The sequence below is a fragment of the Pseudomonas sp. B21-021 genome, from assembly GCF_024749205.1.
In the GTDB taxonomy this organism is placed as follows: Bacteria; Pseudomonadota; Gammaproteobacteria; order Pseudomonadales; family Pseudomonadaceae; genus Aquipseudomonas; species Aquipseudomonas paraglycinae.
Genome location: NZ_CP087192.1, coordinates 754369 through 773513, shown reverse-complemented (window position 1 = coordinate 773513; position 19145 = coordinate 754369). Strand labels below are relative to the sequence as shown.

At 62.6% G+C, this 19145-nt stretch carries 20 protein-coding genes; 6 read left to right on the top strand and 14 right to left on the bottom strand.

What is annotated here, in order from left to right; all coding sequences use genetic code 11:
* Positions 1–14: 14 nt before the first annotated feature.
* From LOY31_RS03335 to cpaB, 7 genes are read right to left on the bottom strand one after another with little or no spacing between them, the layout of a single operon-like run.
* Complete coding sequence (locus LOY31_RS03335) at positions 15–737, bottom strand: tetratricopeptide repeat protein (RefSeq protein ID WP_007958459.1); 723 nt, start codon at positions 735–737, stop codon at positions 15–17.
* Positions 738–771: 34 nt separating this feature from the next.
* The gene (locus LOY31_RS03330; RefSeq protein ID WP_007958458.1) at positions 772–1656 is read right to left on the bottom strand and encodes a type II secretion system F family protein; all 885 of its coding nucleotides are present in this window, start codon (positions 1654–1656) and stop codon (positions 772–774) included.
* 1 nt (position 1657) lies between these two features.
* Entirely contained in the window at positions 1658–2542 is an 885-nt protein-coding gene (locus LOY31_RS03325; protein WP_085609187.1) for a type II secretion system F family protein, read from the bottom strand.
* An 18-nt stretch (positions 2543–2560) separates the two neighbouring features.
* Positions 2561–3829: a CpaF family protein gene (locus LOY31_RS03320; protein WP_085609188.1), complete on the bottom strand. Its 1269-nt coding sequence runs from the start codon at positions 3827–3829 to the stop codon at positions 2561–2563.
* Positions 3826–5016, bottom strand: a complete 1191-nt coding sequence (locus tag LOY31_RS03315) for a Flp pilus assembly protein, ATPase CpaE (RefSeq protein ID WP_007958455.1) — start codon at positions 5014–5016, stop codon at positions 3826–3828. Before LOY31_RS03315 ends, LOY31_RS03320 begins: the two co-directional genes overlap by 4 nt.
* Entirely contained in the window at positions 5013–6236 is a 1224-nt protein-coding gene (locus LOY31_RS03310) for a type II and III secretion system protein family protein (protein WP_085609189.1), read from the bottom strand. Before LOY31_RS03310 ends, LOY31_RS03315 begins: the two co-directional genes overlap by 4 nt.
* Before the next feature lie 20 nt (positions 6237–6256).
* Positions 6257–7198, bottom strand: a complete 942-nt coding sequence (gene cpaB / locus LOY31_RS03305) for a Flp pilus assembly protein CpaB (protein WP_085609190.1) — start codon at positions 7196–7198, stop codon at positions 6257–6259.
* Between the two features lie 331 nt (positions 7199–7529).
* Here cpaB and LOY31_RS03300 point away from each other — a divergent pair, with 331 nt between their 5' ends.
* A complete protein-coding gene (locus tag LOY31_RS03300) occupies positions 7530–7745 on the top strand; it encodes a Flp family type IVb pilin (protein WP_007958452.1) in 216 nt (71 codons plus the stop codon).
* Between the two features lie 71 nt (positions 7746–7816).
* Positions 7817–8224 carry a response regulator gene (locus LOY31_RS03295; protein WP_258712822.1) on the top strand — a complete coding sequence of 136 codons (408 nt, stop codon included), beginning with the start codon at positions 7817–7819 and terminating at the stop codon, positions 8222–8224.
* A 22-nt stretch (positions 8225–8246) separates the two neighbouring features.
* On the opposite strand, the gene LOY31_RS03290 is transcribed toward LOY31_RS03295, so the two are convergent.
* Complete coding sequence (locus tag LOY31_RS03290) at positions 8247–9023, bottom strand: response regulator transcription factor (protein ID WP_309475633.1); 777 nt, start codon at positions 9021–9023, stop codon at positions 8247–8249.
* 125 nt (positions 9024–9148) lie between these two features.
* Positions 9149–9619 carry a prepilin peptidase gene (locus LOY31_RS03285; protein WP_085609191.1) on the bottom strand — a complete coding sequence of 157 codons (471 nt, stop codon included), beginning with the start codon at positions 9617–9619 and terminating at the stop codon, positions 9149–9151.
* A gap of 75 nt (positions 9620–9694) precedes the next feature.
* Between LOY31_RS03285 and LOY31_RS03280 the strand changes: the two genes are divergently transcribed.
* Both LOY31_RS03280 and LOY31_RS03275 read left to right on the top strand, forming a co-directional pair.
* Positions 9695–10141 (top strand): TadE/TadG family type IV pilus assembly protein, encoded by a 447-nt coding sequence (locus LOY31_RS03280; RefSeq protein ID WP_085609192.1) that lies wholly within the window; start codon positions 9695–9697, stop codon positions 10139–10141.
* Complete coding sequence (locus LOY31_RS03275; RefSeq protein ID WP_258712821.1) at positions 10138–12885, top strand: PAS domain-containing protein; 2748 nt, start codon at positions 10138–10140, stop codon at positions 12883–12885. The genes LOY31_RS03280 and LOY31_RS03275 overlap by 4 nt, the downstream gene beginning before the upstream one ends.
* Here LOY31_RS03275 and LOY31_RS03270 read toward each other — a convergent pair.
* From LOY31_RS03270 to LOY31_RS03250, 5 genes are all read right to left on the bottom strand, one after another.
* Positions 12882–14879 (bottom strand): pilus assembly protein TadG-related protein, encoded by a 1998-nt coding sequence (locus LOY31_RS03270; RefSeq protein WP_258712820.1) that lies wholly within the window; start codon positions 14877–14879, stop codon positions 12882–12884. The genes LOY31_RS03275 and LOY31_RS03270 overlap by 4 nt on opposite strands.
* A 148-nt stretch (positions 14880–15027) precedes the next feature.
* The gene (locus LOY31_RS03265; RefSeq protein ID WP_258712819.1) at positions 15028–15585 is read right to left on the bottom strand and encodes a DUF4136 domain-containing protein; all 558 of its coding nucleotides are present in this window, start codon (positions 15583–15585) and stop codon (positions 15028–15030) included.
* Positions 15586–15639: 54 nt separating this feature from the next.
* Entirely contained in the window at positions 15640–16254 is a 615-nt protein-coding gene (locus LOY31_RS03260; RefSeq protein ID WP_007951007.1) for a DUF4136 domain-containing protein, read from the bottom strand.
* 12 nt (positions 16255–16266) lie between these two features.
* Entirely contained in the window at positions 16267–17016 is a 750-nt protein-coding gene (locus tag LOY31_RS03255; RefSeq protein WP_127796807.1) for a methyltransferase, read from the bottom strand.
* Entirely contained in the window at positions 17016–17318 is a 303-nt protein-coding gene (locus LOY31_RS03250; protein ID WP_007951009.1) for a MazG-like family protein, read from the bottom strand. Before LOY31_RS03250 ends, LOY31_RS03255 begins: the two co-directional genes overlap by 1 nt.
* Positions 17319–17461: 143 nt before the next feature.
* Here LOY31_RS03250 and LOY31_RS03245 point away from each other — a divergent pair, with 143 nt between their 5' ends.
* Complete coding sequence (locus tag LOY31_RS03245) at positions 17462–17755, top strand: hypothetical protein (RefSeq protein ID WP_007951010.1); 294 nt, start codon at positions 17462–17464, stop codon at positions 17753–17755.
* A gap of 37 nt (positions 17756–17792) precedes the next feature.
* Positions 17793–19142 (top strand): MATE family efflux transporter, encoded by a 1350-nt coding sequence (locus tag LOY31_RS03240; RefSeq protein ID WP_258712818.1) that lies wholly within the window; start codon positions 17793–17795, stop codon positions 19140–19142.
* Positions 19143–19145: the final 3 nt, after the last annotated feature.

Genomic DNA, 19145 nt, shown 5'->3' with positions numbered 1-19145 from the left:
CAGCTCCTTGAGGCTCACTTGATCGTCGCCGGTTGCGCATCCACCGCCACCGCGACCTGATTGCCAGCGACAGGTCTGGCCTTGACCGGTGACTTGAGTTTCTCCGCGCGTTCCTGGGCATCGGTGAACTGTTCCGGGGTCAGGTGCGCGCGGCTGACCACTTCCGCAGCTTGCTGCCAGTTGTTCTGGTAGAGCAGCAGGGTCACCAGATTCAGCGTCGCCAATTGATTGTTCTGCTTCAACTCGATGGCCGTCAGAAACTCGAAGCGAGCGTCTTCGAGCCGCAGCTGATTGAGGTACACCACGCCCAGATCGTTGCGGATGTCTTCATTGGTCGGCGCCAGCCGCGCCGCCCGTTGCAGGTGGGCCTGCGCCTGACCGTTGTCGCCACGGGCGGCATACAACTGGCCCAGGCCATGTTCGGCGTCGGCATTCAGGCACGTGCCGAGCAGGCTGCGATACAACGGCTCGGCTTCGCTGCGTCCCAGCAGGCGATAGACCTTGGCCTTGCGCAGGCGTACCTCGACGAGGTTGTCGGGCAGCCCCTGCAGGTTGGCCAGGCTGGCGTGCAGCTTGCCGTCGTTGACCAGATCATCGGCCAGGTTCAGCGACAGCTCCTGTTCGGAACTCAGCTTGCTGCAACTGGCCGGCGCCAGCATCGTCGTCCACGGCGCCTGACCGTCCGTTGCGCAACCGCCGAGCAGCAACAGACTTGCCACAACCATCAGTGCTTTCATCCATCGCTCTCCATCGCCATAGTCATTTTCATTGTCAGGACGCAAACGCCCGGGTGATTGCGGTGAAACCCGGGCCCGCCAGAACGATCAGCAAGGCCGGGAACAGCAACAGCATCATGACCACCGACATCTTCGCCGACATCTTCGAGATGTATTCCTGCAAGCGTGTCAGGCGTCGGTCATCCAGCAGTTGCTTGAGCGTCAGCAGCGATTTCATCGCCCCGCCGCCCTGTTGAATCAGTTGTTGCAGGATCACGCAGGTGTCAGTGAACTCATCCACCGCCAGCATCGCGGCCGCCTTGTTCAGCTCCTGTCCGAGCTCCAGGCCCGAGTCGACGCGGGCCAGAATCAGGCGCAGTTCGCTGGTCAGCTCCGGCAGCAGTTTCTGCCCCTCGATGCTGAGCACACGCAGGGCCTGTTCGACAGCCATGCCGGATTCGAACAGGATCCGCAGCAGCGGGATGAACGTCGACACTTCCACCGCGATGATTTTCTGCCGCCGGCCAGCGGCGTACGCCAGCAGGCGTTTGGGCACAAGATAACCAACGCCGGTGGCGATCATCGGCACCAGCCAGCCGTTGGGGGCGAGGGGGAAAAACACTTCCTTCAGAAACAGGCCAAGCCCCAGCGTCAGCAGCGGCGTGCCGATCTGGCAGGCGGCAAACAGCGAGCGCTCGCTGGCCCGGCGCCAGCCAAGACGGCTGAGCAGGGTCTGGGTTTCACTGTCGATGCTCACCGAGCGCTGGCCGAACCGACTGCTGCCCAATGCCCGCAGCCAGTTGCCGAAACGGTTCTCGCGCACCAGGTGCCCCTGCAGACGCTGGTTGACCTGACGCACTCGACGCCGCTCGGTCAGCAGGTGATTGCCGACCAGCAACAGCGCCCCGAGCAACAGCATGAGACTGGCGAGCATCAGCATGTCAGACACTCCTCAACATGCGCCACAGCGCCAGGCAACCGGAGACCTGCAACACCACCGCGATAATCAGCATGGTCCGACCGCCCGAGTCGTTCCACATACCGAGCATGTAGCCGGGATTGGTCAGCATGAAGTAACTGACCAGGATCACCGGCAGCGATCCGAGCACCCACGCGGTCATCCGGGTTTCGCCGGTCAGCGCGCGCAGTTGCCGGGCACCCTGGTCGCGTTCGCGAATCAGCTTGATCAGGTTCTCCAGCAACTCGCTGGCGTTGCCGCCGTAGCGGTGGTTGACCTTCAGGCCCAAGGCGAACATGCGCAGTTCGTCCTGCTCGTAGAGCTCGGCGAAATCGCTGACCGCGTCCGGCAGGTTCACCCCCAGCTGCACGTTGCGCTGCACCCGGCCCATCGCGGCTTTCAACGGGTCCTCACTGGTTTCGATGCCGCCCATCACTGCATCGCTCAGGGTCCGGCCGGACTTGAGGCTGCGCACGGTGTGGTCGAGCAACTGCGGCAACTGTTCGATCATCCGATTGAGCCGACGCCGATATCGCCACGCGATGTACAGCCGCAGAATCAGCGGCGGCGCGAGTATCAGCACCAGCAGACCGATCCAGTCGGCCAGCAGGTAACCCAGCATCATGGCCACAACCCACAACGACAGCCAAAGCCCGAAGTGCTCGTTCGGCCGGCCGAGGCCGGCCCGCAAAAACATCCGCTCCAGCCCGGTCCACGAGGTTTTTTCGGCAACGCCCTGGGGCTGCCCGGCGGCGAGGCGCGAGAGCACCCGTTCGTTGGCGGTCTTGCGCACACCCTGCAGGAACAGGCGAATCGACAGCCCCAGCAACAGCAGGCAGAGGACGATCAGGATCACCGGTCCGATCATGACGAAGGCTCCATGCGCTCAGCCCAGACTCGACTCGTGCCGCAACTTGTCACCGGCCGGATTGACCGCCTCGCGCAGGAAGCCGAAACCGGTGCGCCGATCCAGACGGAACAGGGTGTTGGTGACGTACACGTCTTCGCGCACGCCGACCACTTCCACCACTTCACTGACACAGCGGCGGCCGTCGGGCATCCGGGTCAATTGAATGATCACGTCGAGCGCCGCGCAGATCATCTGCCGCAGGGTGCGTTCGGCCACCGTGCGCCCGGTCAGGCCGACCAGCGTTTCCAGACGCAGCAATGCATCCTGGGCGTTGTTGGCGTGAACCGTGCTCATCGAGCCGTCGTGACCGGTGTTCATCGCCGTCAACACGTCGAGCACTTCGACGCCGCGGATCTCGCCGAGAATGATCCGGTCCGGACGCATCCGCAGGGCGTTACGGATCAGGTCGCTGGCCTTGACCTCGCCATGGCCCTCGGCATTCGGCGGCCGGGTTTCCAGGCGCACCACGTGAGGATGGCCGAGTTGCAGTTCGGCGACGTCTTCGATGGTCACCAACCGTTCGTGGGGGTTGATGAGTTGGCTGAGAATGTTCAGCAGCGTGGTCTTGCCGGTGCCCGTGCCGCCGCTGATCAGGATGTTGCAGCGTTTGCCCACGGCCTCCTGGAAGCACTCGAAAATCGGCAGGTCGATGGTCTGCATCGCAATCAGGTCGCTGCTCTTGAGCATGTCCTTGCGGAATTTTCGAATCGACAGGCACGGACCGTCGAGGGCAATCGGCGGGATGATCGCGTTGACCCGGCTGCCGTCCGGCAGGCGTGCATCGACCATCGGCGAAGACTCGTCCAGCCGGCGCCCGAGCGGCGCCAGAATGCGCTGCATGACCCGTTCGACGTGATGGGCATCGATGAAACGCAGGTCACTCTGATGCAGTACGCCGTCGCGCTCGACGAACACCCGGTGCGGGCCGTTGACCAGAATCTCGGTCACGGCGCTGTCACGCAGCAACACTTCCAGAGGGCCGAATCCGGTCAGCTCATCGACGATTTCTTCCGCCAGCCGCTCCATCTCGTAACGTGAAATCGCCAGATGCAAACGGGCGATGTATTCGGCGACCTTGTCGGTGACAAATTGCGCCAGCAACTGCCGCGAGCCTTCCAGCAGGTTTTTCCCGGACTCCTCGATGGCATCGATGATGTACCGATGCAGGACCAGTTTCAGGCCTTCGTGGTCGGTGTTGCCCGACTGGCCACGCGCCGGCGCACCGAAGAGTTTTTCCGGGCTCATGAGGTGCCTCGCAACCGGTCGAACCAGGTGACCTTGGGTTTGGCCAGGCCTTCGGAGCGTTTGGCCAGCCGTTCGCCGAGCACCCGCAGGCTCTGGGTGAGTTTTTCCCGGGGGGCCAGTTCAAACAGGCTGACGCCCTGGTTCTTGGCGTTCATGCGCAGCTCCGGACTCAAGGCCAGCACGGCGATCACTTCCAGGTTGAAGGTCTTGCCGAGGGTGTCCGCATCCGGCGCGACGTTGCTCAGATAGCGGTCGACCAGCAGCCGTCCGTGATCGAGTTTCATGCCTTTTTCCCGCCACAGATTGAACACCGCCAGATTGCGCCGGCAATCGAGAACGCTCTGGTCGGTGTACCACAGCAGCTTGTCGCAATGACTGACGAAGGTGCGCAGGGCTTCGCTGTCGGGCTGGCCGGTGAGGTTCACGACGATGTGCTGGAAGTGCTGGCGCAAGGCGCTGAGCAACATGTACAGCTCGGCGGCGCTGGTGCTTTCCAGCGGCTCGTCGTTGTCGGCGTACGCCAGAATCCGCAGCCCCGCTTCGGCGCTGGTGAACGCACTGTCGATCAACGTGGCGTCGAGCCTGCGCAGGTGACGCAAGGCATCGCCGAAGTGAAACGAACTCTCCAGCCCCAGCAACGCCAGGCTGTCGCCACGGGGCAGACCTAGATCCAGCAGCAGCGTCTGCTGTCCGCTCTTTTGCACCACCAGTGCCATATGGTTGGCCAGTAGCGCGCCGTCGGAACTGCTCTGTACACCGTACAACACCGTCAGACCGCCCAGTTGTGCGTTATGAGTCACCGGCGGCAGGCGCTTGCTCAAGCGCCGCACCAGCCCGGCCACTTCGCTGGAGCGCGAACCATAGGCGACGAAATCCCGTGCCCCGGCGCGCATCGCATTTAGTACAAGCTGATTGTCCATGCCATCGCCGAGGGCAACGATCGCCAGCATCGGCTTGGCCTCCAGCGCGCCTTCAATCAGCGCGCTCTGGGCCACCACGTGTTCACGGTCGAGACCGACGAACACCAGGCTGGCGAAGGTGACGTCCACCAGCGCGAGCAATTCGTCGAGGCTGCCGCCACCGGCACTGACCACCTGACCCAACGGCGCAAGCGCGCTTTGCAGCCACTCCAGATCAGTGTTGTTGCGGGTGATGGCGAGGAAGGTCTGACTCAGGCTCTGGCTCATTGGGACAACCCGCTGCGCTTGTCGAAGTTACCGTTTTCCAGGAAGAACATGCGGTAGAAATTCGGATCGTAGTTGCGCAGTTTTTCACCCGGCAACGACGGCAGTTGTGCCTCCGCCGAGAGCGGGCGCACCAGATGCGGGGTGACGATCATCAGCAGCTCACGCTCTTCGCGTTTGATCTGCGAGCTTTTGAAAAACGCCCCGAGCACCGGGATATCGCCCAACCCCGGAAACTTGTCGACCTGGGATGAGTTGGTGGTGCTGATCAGACCGCTGATGACAAAACTCTCGCCATCGGCCAGGGAAATGCTGGTGTCCGTGCGACGGATGGCCAGGGCCGGCACCGTGGTGCCGGCGATGTTCACCGCTTTGCTGAAATCCAGTTCGCTGACTTCCGGTGCCACTTTCAGGGCGATGCGATCGTGGCTGATGATGGTGGGCGTCAGGGTCAGGCGGATGCCGAATTCCTTGTATTCGATCGACACGTTGTCGCTACCGGAGCTGGGCACCGGAATCGGAATCTGCCCGCCCGCGAGGAAACTTGCGCTTTGCCCATTGAGAGCCACCAGGCTTGGCCGCGCCAGGGTGTAGGCGAAGCCGCTGCCCTCGAGGGCATTGATGATCGCCATGGTCTTGCCGCCGATCCACGAGAAGTTGAACAGCGCGTTGTCCACCGGCAATCGCGGTTGCGGGACGCCGTCGATGGGCGGCAGGGTTCCGGGTGAGCCGAACAGGAAGTTGCCGCGGGTGCCGATCAGCGAAGCCGACGCCTGCTTGAGCTTGGTGCGGCTGACTTCGACGAAGCGAATGTCGGTCTGGACCTGCGAGGGCAACAGCGCATCATCCGACGGCAGCGCACTGGTGTTGGTGAGGGCCGAAGTGGCGGCGCCCTTGACGAAGACCATGCTCTGACGCGGCTCGCTGGAGCAGCCGGTCCAGACCATGAGACTGGTAGCGCCCGGCGCCACGGCAGTGAGCAGGAACGAGGAATTGCCATTGGCATGCACGTCGGCGATTTTCGGATCACCGATGGCCAGGCGTGTGATCGCCACCGGTGATTGCATGTCCTGCTGCCAGCCTTCGTTGATTTCGATCACCGGCGGCAAGCGCCCGAGGGCCGCGCAGTTGCCGGTAGCCGCGTGCGCGGCATTGATTGACAGTCCCATCAGCAGCAAGGCCCGGAGCACGGGATTGAAGGTCGGCCAGGAACGACTCTGCATGCACTTGGATCCTTGCTCAGTCATGGGTTTTGTTGGTTGGTCTGATTGCCGCGAATCACTTCCACTGCGGGCCGTGCCGCCACAGCTTGGTCGCCGCTCGACAACGCTTTCGGCGCTGTCCCCAGCGCCAGCTGCGTGAACTGGAAGAGTTGACTGTTGGCGGCAACCAGTTTGTCCGGTGCCTGACTTTCGCCGGCCCAGTACTTGGCCAGGCGCTGTTCTTCACTGCTGCGCACGGCCAGGCGCAACGTCCCGACCTGGGTGGCGAGCATCAGTCGACTCAACAATTGTTCAGGCACCGCCAGCACCACGGTGCGCGCGGTGAGCCGGCGCTGGTCCTGTTTGATCTTGTCGTCGGCACTCATTGCGGGAGCGGACGGCTGACCGTCGTTGGTCAGGCCGTACTGTTCGCCGACTCCCAGCACGCGCATGGCCGGTACCACAATCTGTGCCGACTGCTGCGGATTGCTGGCGTCCTGGCGCAGGTACAACAGCACGTCGACGTAATCCCCGGGGATCAACTGCCCGGCCGCACCGATCACTTCATCGACCGACACGGCCAGTGCGCGCTCGTCACTGTGGATCATGCGCGCCAGTGTGCCGCCAGCCTCGAAGCTTTCTTCGTTGAGCCAGGTGCCGGCGCTCAGGTGGCGCCACGGCGTGCGGCCCACGGCCTGCTCGATGGTGCCGAGGCTGCCGGCGGGGGCGCTGAGCAGTTTTTCAACGGCCAGATCGGCGGCAGTAAGGGGGGTGAATGGCGGGACGTCACGCACCAGCACCACGACAGGTTGACGGGTCTGGTCTTCGGCGGCAGCGACGGTTTTTTCGACGGTGACCACCGTCGGCGCGGGAGCCTCGGCCACCGGAGCGGGTTGGCGGCTGAGCACCAGGCCCCAATATCCGACAACGATGGCGCCCAGTAAAAGCACCGCTGCAAGGCCCATGGTCACACGACTGTTCATGACGGCTCTCCCTTTCCTGCTGCACTACCAGCCCGCACTTCCTACCAAGGGAACATCGCAATCAGGCAGCTATGAACATCCAACTATTTCGCTATTTCCACGCTAGCTGAAACAAGCCAAAACGCCATTACTGACAGGCAAATAACCCACGAAAGTATGGGTGTTGGCCAATTAGCAGTCGAAATACCGGGAGGGACGAAGCGACTAATCCTTTATGACTAATCCGTTCTTACAGTTGTTGGGAGGGGGTTTGTTGACAATGCTCAAATGGCACGGCGAACGCTTTGCCGCTGCCGTTACATCGGCGCCAGGAGCGCAAAGGAGTGGGCACATGTTTCGAATGATCGTTGATTATTTAATGGCCAAAGCCCTGCTGTTGTACAAACGTGAAGACGGTGCTTCGGCGATCGAATACGCCATCGTCGTGGCCATGGTCGCCGTGGTGGTTGTCGTTTTCGTCACTCCGCTGGGTGATCGTATGCTGGCGATCTTCAACAACGTCCTGGTGTCGCTGGGCGGCACTGCGCAAACCCGGCCAACTCCGTAATCGAAGTTGCGCCAGCACCTTGCTGATGTCGGGCTACACTCGATCTTCCATTCAGCTTTCAGGTACTGCCCATGAACGTGTCTTCTTCCCCACGCCAACAGTTGCTTCTGGTTGACGACGAAGAGGACGCGTTGCTGGAGCTGGCGGAGTTGCTGGAAGGCGAAGGCTTCATCTGTCATACCGCCACATCGGTCAAACTCGCCCTGCATCACCTGACCCGCCATCCCGATATCGCCCTGGTGATCACCGATCTGCGCATGCCGGAAGAGAGCGGCATGTCGCTGATCAAGCGCTTGCGCGAGCACACCTCGCGCCAGCATCTGCCGGTGATCGTGACGTCGGGACATGCGGACATGGAAGACGTGAGCGACATGCTGCGGTTGCAGGTGCTGGACCTGTTCCGCAAGCCGATCTATCACGTGCGGCTGCTGGAAACCCTCGACAACCTGTTTCCCAAGCCAAAGGTGAATGCCGGGTAAAGAGAATGCCCGGCAGTCCGTTTCAGTGGGCAGTTACCCGCTGACGCAAACCGGAATTGCCCGGTGATAACGCCAGCGCCAACTGCGTGCGGTTATGCATGTGGGTCAGGCGCAACACCTGCGAAACATAGAGCTTCACGGTGTTTTCGGTGATGCCCAGCTCACAGGCAATCTGATAATTGGTCTGCCCCTTGCCCACCAGACGCGCCACGTCCAGTTGCCGCGGCGACAGCTGATTGAAGATCGCCGGGATCTCCAGTTCACCGGTCTCGCGGGCGGTTTCGTCGCTGACCGGCGCCGGCCCTCGACGCACCTTGTCCAGATCCTGATAAAGATCGTCGATGGACGAAGACAGGTCCTGAAGCTTCTGGTTCAGATGGCCCAGTTGCAGGGTTTTCTGCCGCTCCTGCAGCACCGTTTCCTGGCGTTGCAGGCCTTCGAGCAATTCATCGAGATTGACCGGTTTCTGGTAGTAGTCGGCAATCCCGGCGCGCAAGGCCTTGATCACGTCCTGCTTGTCGGCGCGGCCGGTGAGCATGATCGCTTCGAACGCCCGGTGTTTGCCGGCCAGCCGTTGCAGTTCCTGCACCAGTTGAATGCCGTCCATGTCCGGCATGTGCAGATCGCACAGCACCAGTCCGATCGCGAGGTCGTCCGAAAAACGCTCGATCGCCTCTTTACTGGACTCGCACGGCACACAGCGGTAGCCGCTGCTCTCGAGAAATTCGCAGAGTTCTTCGACGATCAGAGGCTGATCGTCGACAACGAGGACTTTTACCGCAGATGTAAGCTTGTTCACGTGCCACTCCATGCCCAGGCCAAAGCTGACCATTCCTGTACTGTCAGCCGTCGGCTGTATAACCATTACCTTTGAAAGTAGACCCACTTTCCGACTATGTACATAAGACTAGTGGCGTTCGGCGACTAATGGATCCAAGGTAGCGCAAGCACAAAACCGATCAGCACGAACGGCGCAAATGGCAGCTTTTTTGACATGGATGGCGCCATATATCGAAGACGATGCCTAAGCCCTTGACTCATATGCAGCCAGAGTCTTGGCGCCAGAAGAATCCAGAGCAGGCTCGCCGCACCGGCGCCGATGAATATCCCGAGCAGCGACAGGCCGTCCGTCGAAAGACCGAGAGCTGTCATTAATTTCACATCGCCGGCGCCCATTCGCCCCATGAAATACCCCGGCAGCGTGAACGCCAGCGCCACGACACAGGCCCAGCCGCCCTGCCCGGCTTCGGCGCCCATCCAGGTGGTGCCGAAAGACAGCAGATAGACCAGCGCGAGAGCGGCGGCACCCAGCGTCAGAACGTTGGCAATCCTTCGTTGCCGGGCATCCTGAGCCGCGCACGCCGTCAACCAGATCAGAAGGACAAGGCTTTGCATGCGGTAAAAACCGTCCGTTTTTGCTGAATGATTCTATGCTGATACTACGCATTGACTGTCAGGGTAGACGCACGGATGAAAACCGGCTCTCGGAAGGCGCAAAAAGGTGCGGTGGCGATCGAGTTCGCCCTGGTGTTCGTGATCTTTTTCGCGGTGTTTTATGGCCTGGTCAGCTACAGCCTGCCGTTCGTGCTGATGCAGACGTTCAACCAGGTCACCGCCGAAGCCATCCGCCGCGCCGTGGCGGTCGATCCCGCGATTCCCAACTATTCCAGCGTGCTGGTCAGCACCGCGAATACCGCGTTGACCCAGCAATTGTCGGTGCTGCCGTCGTCGCTGAACGTGGTGGTCGGCACGGATACGACAACGGTCTACGACCCGACTCAGGGCACGCTCACCGTCAGCGTCAATTACCCGGTGAGCAAACTCAATCGGGTCATCCCGTTTCTGGTGTTGCCGGGCATTGGCGCTGTCCCCAGCCTGCCCACCAACCTGACCGCCATTTCGAGCCTTAAATTTTGACTCCGGGTGACAACCTGCTCGGCCGCCTGCTCAAGCGAAGCATGGTCGCCAGCGATTTGCCGGACGTGCTCGGCACCCCGCTGACGGGCCTGCACATCCACCTCGACAACGACGGCGGCGTATTGCAAATGGCCGGCCCGCTGCGCTTGCTGCTGGCGCAACAGACGCCCCGTGACAAACCGTTGCCGTTGCACGACTACCTGCTGGCACACAGCACGCTGGCCATCGAGGGCCGGCCGCAGGACTGGCAAGGCCAACTGCTGGATCTGGACTTTCCCGGCCTCGGCGACCAGACCTTGCACCTGCGCGGCTGGGTCCAGCCGCTGGGCAACGGCTGGCTGCTGCAACTGATCGACATCGCCGACCTGCTTTCCGAACGCCAGCAAGCGCATCAGCGCGAGGCGTGCCACATGATCGCCGAGCAGATCAGCAAGCAGTTGCGCAGCTGCAGCCTGGGCCGGTTACCGATGCTTGTCAGCGAACAATTGCAGGTGATCGCCCAGCGCTGGCAGATCCCGTGCCTGGCGCTCGCCCTGCTCGATGAACAGGAACAAGGCTGGCAGATCCATCAACAATTCCACGCTCATGACGCCCCGGCGCTGTGGCACGACGGCCAGCGTCTGGGCACGCCGCTCGACAGTCTCAACGGCACCGGCCCGCAACGTTTGGGTGAGCATTACGGCCAGTATGAACACTCGCGGGTTCAGGGCCTGTTCGGCAATGCCGAAGGCTTCGCCGTGCCTTATAGCGATGATCGAGGCGTGATGGCGTGGCTGCTCTGCGGTTTTTACGCGGTGGACAAGACCGCGCCGTATCTGACCGACCGCGACTGGCTGATGCTGGCGGGCGCACTGGCCGGCCCACTGCTCGGGCGCTTGCGCGAACAACAGCATCAACTGCAACTGGAACGGCTGGAGTCGTTGCAGTCGCTGCTCGGCACAGGCTGGTGGGAAATCAGCACCAGCGAGCAGATTCAACTGGCCCCGACGCTGGCCGCCACTCTGCAACAGGACGGCTCGACGCTGATGCTCGACACCTGGCTGACGCTGATCCATCCCGCCGATCGCGAAGAAGTCCGCAGTCGCCTGCAAGCCTTGCAAATGCACGGGGAAATTCTCGACCTGTGCGTGCGCCTGCATGCTCGCGACGCCAGCCAGACGCCGGTGTGGTATCGCCTTCAGGGGCAGGTCACCGGCACCGGCGAGCATCGGCGGCTGGTGGGTTTCATGCTCGACATCAGCGACATCAAGAACCAGCAGCAACTGGCCGCCGCCGCCCATGCGCGGCTGGACAACCTGATCGCCAGTTCGCCGGCGGTGATTTACGTCCAGCACTACGTCGAAGGCGCCTTGCTGCCGGCGTTTTTCAGCGCCAGTCTGCAACCGCTGCTGGGCTGGAGCCTGGAGGACTGTGACGCCAGTGCGCTGGCAGAGCGGATTCACCCGGATGATCGCGCCCTGTATTTCGAGCGCACCCGGCAACTGCTGCGCGAAGGGTCGGTGCGCGCCCGCTATCGCCTGCGCGACAGTCACGGCGATTACCACTGGCTGCTCGACGAAGCCCGGCTGTTGCGCAATGACCTCGGCCTGCCGGTGGAGGCCGTCGGTTTGTGGCTGGACGTCACCGAAGCGACGCTGGCCGCCGAGCAGGTCAGACAGAGCGAGGAACGCTACCGGATTCTGGTGGAGGACTCGCCGGCGATGATCTGCCGCTACCGCCCGGACCTGATCCTGACGTTCGGCAACCGGCCGCTGGCGACCTATCTGGAATGTGCTCCCGAAGACTTGGCGGGGGTCGATCTGGGCAGCTGGATGTCCGACGTTCAGCGCGCGGCCTTCGTTGAGCGCCTGGCGCAGTTGACCCCGCAATCTCCTGTCAGCACCGCCGAAATCAACCTGCAATTGCCGGGGCGCGAACATGCGTGGTGGGTGTGGTCGGATCGCGGCGTGTTCGATGAGCACGGCAAACTGATCGAAGTCCAAGCCGTTGGCCGCGACAACACCGAAGTCCGCCGCTCCCAGCAGCAACTCACGCAAAGCGCCAAAATGGCCACCCTTGGCGAAATGGCCACCGGTCTGGCCCACGAAATCAATCAGCCGCTGAACGTCATGCGCATGGCCATCGTCAACGTGCAGAAGCGCCTGAGCAACGGCGATGTGCAGATCGATTACCTGACCGACAAACTCAATCGCATCGACGCTCAGGTGCAGCGCGCCGCGAAAGTGGTGGACCACATGCGGGTGTTCGGTCGCCGCTCGGAAATCGAGCAGCAGCTGTTCAACCCGGCCAGCGCCATCGAAGGCACGCTGTCGCTGCTGGCCGAAGGCATGCGCGGCAAAGGCGTGGATTTGCGCATCAGTGAAACCGCGTTCGAGGTTCAGGTGCGCGGGTACGTCGATCAGCTTGAACAGGTGTTGATCAACCTGATGGTCAACGCCCGGGATGCGCTGCTGGGCAAACGCGAGTGCGACCCAACGTTCAAGCCGTGGATTTCGATCTACGCCGAGCGCGACGAGCAGAAGGTGCGGCTGTGGGTCGAGGACAACGGCGGCGGTATTGACCCGCGGCTGCTGGAGCGGATTTTCGAACCGTTCTTCACCACCAAACCGATAGGCGTCGGCACCGGTCTGGGGTTGTCGGTGAGTTACGGGATCATCGAGAACATGGGCGGCCACTTGAGCGTGCGCAACTCGGCGGACGGTGCACGGTTCTGCATCGAACTGCCGATCGCCCCCGACGACTAGATCACCAGATACGCCTTGCCGGTCTGGCCACAGGTCATGTTGGCGCCAACGTCGACATCCATCAGATTGATCCCCAGCCCCTTGAGCAAATTGTTGAGCAGCGGATCCAGCAGCGGGCTCACCAGGTTGGTGATCAGCGGTTGCAGGATCGTCGTGACATCGCTGATCAGGCTGGCGACGCCGGTGACGATCGCCCCCAGCGGGTTGCTGCCCTGGGGTTTGTAGACGATCAGATTGATCCCGGCGAGGGTGCTTGCCAGGCTGCTGACGATGTTGGTTGAGGGCGCGGCGGCAATCACGCTCGGCGGCAGTTTCAGGTTGGGCGGTGTGGCGAACGGTGTACCACTGGAAAACACCAGATTCTGGGTGTTCTGCGCCACGCTGGTGTTGACCATGATCGCGATGCCGCCGGCGCCGTATGGCACATGAGTGCTCGGGTCACAGCTGCCGATCCCCAGAATCTTGTGGCAGGTCACCGTGCCCAGGTCCACCAGCGGCAAGGGTGTGACGGTGGGTTCTGCGGCAGATGAAAAAGCGTTGGTCGGGTCGATCTTGCCCAGCTTGAGATCGGCAATCGAGGTGATGGTGCGGGCCGTCAGGCTTTTGGTACCGGTGTTGCCGGTCGGGCAACTGTAGTCGGTGACGTAACTGATGGCGCCGCCGGCATCCAGACTGATGTCGATTTGCGGCGAGGGCAACAGCTTCGGGTCCAGTTGTTCACAACCGGCACCGAGCAGGCAACCGACCGAGTTCAATGTGGCGACCAGATTGAGGCTCAACAGCGCATTGAGCGTCGGCGTCAGCGTGCCAACCAACCCTAGTACCGCATTGGCCAGCCCGGTCACCCCGGACAACACCGGCAGATTTACCGAAAGCAGCGTGCGAATCTGCGCAGTGCGCACATAAATCCGGTTTGGCCCGGTGGGGTTGGCCTTCGCCAGCGCCGGATCGCCAATCGCCGAAAACTGCGGCGGCTCGATGACCTTGACCCGCACTGTGACATTCGCCAGTCCCAGCACGCTGATCGGCAGGGTCGCGGCCACCGCGCTCTTGCTGTTGGCCAGCTGAATCACGCCCTGGACCAGTTGCAACAACTGCAGATTGGCATCCAGCCCCGCGGCCGTGGTGCCGGTCTGCAATTGCAGGATGTCGCCGAGTTTTACCGGTGCGGCATTGATCGCCGCCACTTGCAGCTGGCCCAGCGCGGTAATCACTTCAGCGGTGGCGCCATTGAGCTGCACCGCCGTAATCGCGGCCTGGATCAATTGGGTCACCGTGGCCTGGGTATTGAGCAGCTGGGTGTAATTGCCGGCGGCGACGTTGAGGTTGATCGCCAGTTGATTCAGGTAGCTGAGCAGATTGATGTCGGTGTTAAGCAGACCGTTCCAGCCCAGGGCCGTCAGGTTGACGTTGCCCCCGAGCAGCCCCGAGAACAGCGGATTGAGGATGTTCGATTGGGCGGTGTTGATGCTGGCCAGGTTACTGCGGATGTTCAATTGGGCGACGGTCGGCTTGGGTTTGGCCGCCACCGCCGAAGCATAAAGTACCGTGTTGAGATTGACCGGTGTGCCACTGAACAACGCCTGCACGCCACCGGCAAAACTGGTGGTGACGGTACGATTGGCCGCGACCTTGACCGCCTCTGATTGCGTTGCGTCCACCGTAAACGTGCGCAGGCCGGTAGCGGCTGTCGCCAACTTTCCGCAATCGATCACAAGAACGTTGGTGGCGTTGGCAACAAAGCCGTTGCGCGTCGCACTTTGCCCCGCGTAACTGGCGGCGGTGAGGCCCGGCAGGCAATTGCCGCCACGGCTGACGGCTTCGAGGGCGACGGTGTCCACCAGGCGCTGCAGTTTGCGTTGTTCCATGTACAGGCGGCCGCTGTCCACGACCAGCAGCATCAACACCAGCGCCAGGCTGAGGGTGGCGGCCGCCATCAGGCCGATGGCCCCGCGCTGCCGGGCTGGCCCGCCGCACTGCGGATGACGCGACATGGCGCACTCCTTTGCCGGCGCACTGCCGGGCGCAACCTCCATTGATGGATTTGAGTGTAGACGCGCTGCACCGACACTGCTGGCAAGGCGCCAGTTTCATCCGCCCATAAAAAACGGGAGCCATGGGCTCCCGTTTTTTTGCACAGGCTCAGCGCGGAGGGTAATTCGACAGGATCCGCGCCACCGTCTCGCGGATAGCGTTGCTGCGATCCGCCGGGTTCGGCGTGCGGCTGAGCATTTGCTCGTCGCTGCCGCGCCACACCAGTTTGCCGTCCTTGCCGTCGAGCAGATCGACCTGGATGGTCGCCACCTTGTAGGTAATGTTGCGGGTTTCGTTGTACATCGGCGCACCCCAAAAACCGTTCCACGGGCCACCCCAACCGCCGCCGTAGTTGGTGGTCACCTGTTGCTGCCGGTCCTCGACGATCAGGTAGGTCTGCACAAACAGATCGCCTCGGGCACCCGAAGCGGCCGGGCGCAGACCACGCTGATCCAGTTGGTCGGCGACCGCCTGACGGATGCGTTGTTCGGTCAGGTCGCTCTTGATCCGTGGATCGTCGGGGCGGTATTGCAGGGCGGGGTCTTTCCAGCTCCAGCTGCGATAGGCTGCAAAGTCGCGGCTGGCGTCGAAATCATGATTGACCTGGTTGGCGGCGCAGGCACTGAGCAGTGCGGCCACGGCCAGTAAAGCGAGACGGCGGAACATGGTTTTTCTCCGGTGGAAGACATGAACCTGAGGGAGCTTCTCAATTGCAGGAAGCTAACTGGGAGGATACGCCGACATGGCCTTTTCGACAGCCTCGCGAATCGCATCGGTGCGATCACCTTGTTTGCCCTGGGTGCCGGTTTCGGCGCTGGCGCTCCAGACCGGCTGGCCACTGCCGGCGTCGAACAGATCGACCCGCACCACCACGACCTGTTCCTGGTAGGTACGAACGATCGGCACCGTGTTGTACATCCCGTATCCGCGGCCGTAACGGTCATAACCACCATAGCCGCCGCCGTAGTAACCGTAATCGTCCTGCACCTGACGCAGGCGGGTTTCCAGGCTCAGGTTGGCACTGACCAGCAGATCAGCCGGACGATTGTCATGCAGCGGGCGCAATCCGCGCTGGTCCAGAGCACTGCTCACGGCTTCGGCCACTTGCGCCGAATCCGCCCAGGCCGTGCCCGGCGGCAGCTGACCGTTGAGCCACGCCCAGCTGCGGTAGCGCCCGTAGTCACGAGGCGGCGCGGGATAAGCGCTGCGGTCGAAGGTGGTCGCCGCTTGCGGTGGTGCCGGCGGCAACGGTCGCGACTGCGCCACGTAAGGGTTGCTGCCCTGGCAGGCGGCCAACCCCAGACAGATCAGCAGTAACCCTGAATGACCTTTCATTTCTCGCTCCGATCAGATCGGCCGGCAGATCCAGTGCAAGTAGCGCCCAAGCCCGGCGAAGCTTGGGTGACGACGGTGGGCGAGCTCCATCTCGAGCAAATCAATCAATTCGGCGCGGGCCTGGAATTCCACCGGCATGTAATCGTGGAAAACCCGCACCCCGCTCTGGGTTTCGACCTGCCACAACCCGGCGAGTTGCGTTGCCAGTTCCCGTGGATCGAGTGGCTGCTGCGGGGTCAGGCTCTGTTTTTCACCGGCCATGTCGTTCTTGCGCATTTTCTTGAAATGGCCTTTGAGCAGGTTCCGGTAAATCAGTGCATCGCGGTTGTAGAACGCCAGCGACAGCCAACCGCCGGGTTTGGTCAACTGATGCAGCACCGGCAGGATCGCGTGGGGTTCGGCCAGCCATTCAAGCACCGCATGGCACAGCACCAGGTCGTAGGGTTCGGTGAGCTGGCCGAGCAGTTCCTGCCAGGGCGCCTGAATGAATGTCGCGGCTTGCCCGGCTTCGGCAAATCGCTGGCGTGCGCCTTCGAGCATCGGCTCGGCCGGCTCGGTGAAGGTCACCTGGTGCCCGCGCTCGGCCAGCCACAGCGACATGTGGCCCAGGCCGCCACCGATGTCCAGCACCCGCAACGGACGATCCGGCAAGGCTTCGGCAAGGTCGGCCTGCAGCACCGCGAGGCGGATCGCGCCTTTGGCACCGCCGTAGATTTTTTCGGCGAAACGGGTCGCCAACTGATCGAAATGACGGTCGCTCATCAGCTGAACCGCCGTTCGCTGTCGGCGAGCTTGCTGCGCACCACTTCATTCATGTCCAGCCCCAGTTCGCTGCACAGCAGCAACAGATACAGAACGATGTCGCCGACTTCCTGCCCGGCGTGGGCGAGTTTGTCCGCCGGCAATTGGCGGGACTGGTCTTCGGTCAGCCACTGGAAGATTTCCACCAGTTCGGACATTTCCACGCTGGCGGCCATGGCCAGGTTTTTCGGGCTGTGAAATTGCCGCCAGTCATTGCGGTCGCGAATGGCGTGCAGGCGTTCGGTCAGTTCAACAAGGTTCATCGGGCTCTCCTGAAGGCGTATAGCTTCGGGGGGATGCGGAGCGAAGGCAAGCGCCAGTCGCCCGTTAAAACCCTCTATGCTTGCAGGGAACTCGACCGCACCCGCTGCGGCCCAAGGCTCAGCTCTTTCATCAGGAAACAGACATGCAGGTAGAAAGCTTTTTCGAATGGCTGGGCCAGGCGCTCGGCTCGATCATCCGCTTCATCGTCGACGGCCTCAGCGGCCTGTTCAATCTGCTGGGCAACGCCGGGGGCAACTTTGTCGACGGGCTGTCGAAGGCGCTGGGGATGGACACGTCGATCATCAGCATCATCGCGCTGATCGTCGGCCTGATGCTGCTGTGGTCGGCAATCCGCGCGTTCATGAATGCCTCGATCATTGCCGGGATCATCTGGTTGCTGCTGGGATTGTGGCTGCTGAGCTGGATCATTCACTGACACCTCCCGCTACAATGCCGCTCCCCAAGGAGCCCGCATGTCCAACCTGATCGCCGACTGGCGCGACCGCCCGACCCATCGCCGGGTCTGGGCCCTCGCCGCCCCCATGATCCTCTCCAACATTTCCGTGCCGCTGGTGGCGCTGGTCGACAGCACCGTCATCGGTCACCTGCCCCACGCCCATCAACTGGGCGCAGTGGCGGTAGGCGCCAGCCTGTACACCTTTCTGGCCTGGGCCATGGGTTTTCTGCGCATGGGCACCACCGGTTTCGCCGCGCAGGCCGCCGGGCGCAGCGACGGTGCGGCCTTGCGGCAGATTCTGCTTCAGGGCCTGTTGCTGGCGATGGGGCTGGCGCTGCTGCTCGGAACCCTGGGCGTACCGCTGAGCGGCGTCGCGCTGCACTTCATGCAACCGTCGGCGGAGCTGGATCAACTGACCCGCGACTTCTTCCACACCCGGCTGTTCGGGCTGCCGGCGGCGCTGGCCAGTTATGCGCTGGTCGGCTGGTTCCTCGGCACCCAGAACGCCCGGGCGCCGCTGGCCATTCTTTTGAGCACCAACCTGATCAACATCGTGCTCAACCTGTGGTTCGTTATAGGCCTGGACTGGGGCGTGGTCGGTTCGGCCCGCGCATCGGTGATCGCCGAATGGAGCGGCGCCCTGCTCGGCCTGTGGATGACTCGCAAGGCATTGCGCGCCTATCCCGGTCACATCGCCTGGGCGGCCCTGAAGGTCTGGCAGAGCTGGCGCCCGCTGCTGGCGGTCAACCGTGACATTTTCATCCGCAGCCTGGCCCTGCAATCGGTGTTTTTCCTGATTACTGTGCAGGGCGCGCGACTCGGCGATGCCACAGTCGCGGCCAACGCGCTGCTGCTCAACGGCCTGCTGCTGACCGCTCACGCGCTGGACGGTCTGGCCCACGCCGTCGAAGCCCTGTGCGGGCACGCCATCGGCGCCCGCGATCGGCTGGCCCTGCGCCGTTCGCTGGTGGTTGCCGGTGGCTGGTCGTTGCTGGCCAGCCTGGGCTTTGCCGCGCTGTTTCTGTTGGCCGGCCACTTGTTCATCGAAATGCAGACCGACATCCAAAGCGTGCGCGACACCGCCTTCATCTACCTGCCCTATCTGGCCATCCTGCCGTTGATCGCGGTCTGGAGCTACTTGCTCGACGGCTTGTTCATCGGTGCCACCCGCGCCCGGGAAATGCGCAACGGCATGTTGGCGACCGTGATCCTGCTGCTGCCGGTCGCCTGGGCGCTGCAAGGTCTGGGCAATCACGGCCTGTGGATATCTTTCCTGCTGTTCATGGTGCTGCGCAGCCTGACCCTCGGGGGACTGGCGTGGTGGCTGCGGCGCACCGATGGCTGGTTCAACGGTGCCGCTCACTGAAGC

Bases quoted from the DNA above. Each gene is read 5' to 3' on its own strand.
- LOY31_RS03335 (WP_007958459.1), bottom strand. From the start codon at position 737: ATGAAAGCACTGATGGTTGTGGCAAGTCTGTTGCTGCTCGGCGGTTGC.
- LOY31_RS03330 (WP_007958458.1), bottom strand. From the start codon at position 1,656: ATGCTGATGCTCGCCAGTCTCATGCTGTTGCTCGGGGCGCTGTTGCTG.
- LOY31_RS03325 (WP_085609187.1), bottom strand. From the start codon at position 2,542: ATGATCGGACCGGTGATCCTGATCGTCCTCTGCCTGCTGTTGCTGGGG.
- LOY31_RS03320 (WP_085609188.1), bottom strand. From the start codon at position 3,829: ATGAGCCCGGAAAAACTCTTCGGTGCGCCGGCGCGTGGCCAGTCGGGC.
- LOY31_RS03315 (WP_007958455.1), bottom strand. From the start codon at position 5,016: ATGAGCCAGAGCCTGAGTCAGACCTTCCTCGCCATCACCCGCAACAAC.
- LOY31_RS03310 (WP_085609189.1), bottom strand. From the start codon at position 6,236: ATGCAGAGTCGTTCCTGGCCGACCTTCAATCCCGTGCTCCGGGCCTTG.
- cpaB (WP_085609190.1), bottom strand. From the start codon at position 7,198: ATGAACAGTCGTGTGACCATGGGCCTTGCAGCGGTGCTTTTACTGGGC.
- LOY31_RS03300 (WP_007958452.1), top strand. From the start codon at position 7,530: ATGTTTCGAATGATCGTTGATTATTTAATGGCCAAAGCCCTGCTGTTG.
- LOY31_RS03295 (WP_258712822.1), top strand. From the start codon at position 7,817: ATGAACGTGTCTTCTTCCCCACGCCAACAGTTGCTTCTGGTTGACGAC.
- LOY31_RS03285 (WP_085609191.1), bottom strand. From the start codon at position 9,619: ATGCAAAGCCTTGTCCTTCTGATCTGGTTGACGGCGTGCGCGGCTCAG.
- LOY31_RS03280 (WP_085609192.1), top strand. From the start codon at position 9,695: ATGAAAACCGGCTCTCGGAAGGCGCAAAAAGGTGCGGTGGCGATCGAG.
- LOY31_RS03270 (WP_258712820.1), bottom strand. From the start codon at position 14,879: ATGTCGCGTCATCCGCAGTGCGGCGGGCCAGCCCGGCAGCGCGGGGCC.
- LOY31_RS03265 (WP_258712819.1), bottom strand. From the start codon at position 15,585: ATGTTCCGCCGTCTCGCTTTACTGGCCGTGGCCGCACTGCTCAGTGCC.
- LOY31_RS03260 (WP_007951007.1), bottom strand. From the start codon at position 16,254: ATGAAAGGTCATTCAGGGTTACTGCTGATCTGTCTGGGGTTGGCCGCC.
- LOY31_RS03255 (WP_127796807.1), bottom strand. From the start codon at position 17,016: ATGAGCGACCGTCATTTCGATCAGTTGGCGACCCGTTTCGCCGAAAAA.
- LOY31_RS03250 (WP_007951009.1), bottom strand. From the start codon at position 17,318: ATGAACCTTGTTGAACTGACCGAACGCCTGCACGCCATTCGCGACCGC.
- LOY31_RS03245 (WP_007951010.1), top strand. From the start codon at position 17,462: ATGCAGGTAGAAAGCTTTTTCGAATGGCTGGGCCAGGCGCTCGGCTCG.
- LOY31_RS03240 (WP_258712818.1), top strand. From the start codon at position 17,793: ATGTCCAACCTGATCGCCGACTGGCGCGACCGCCCGACCCATCGCCGG.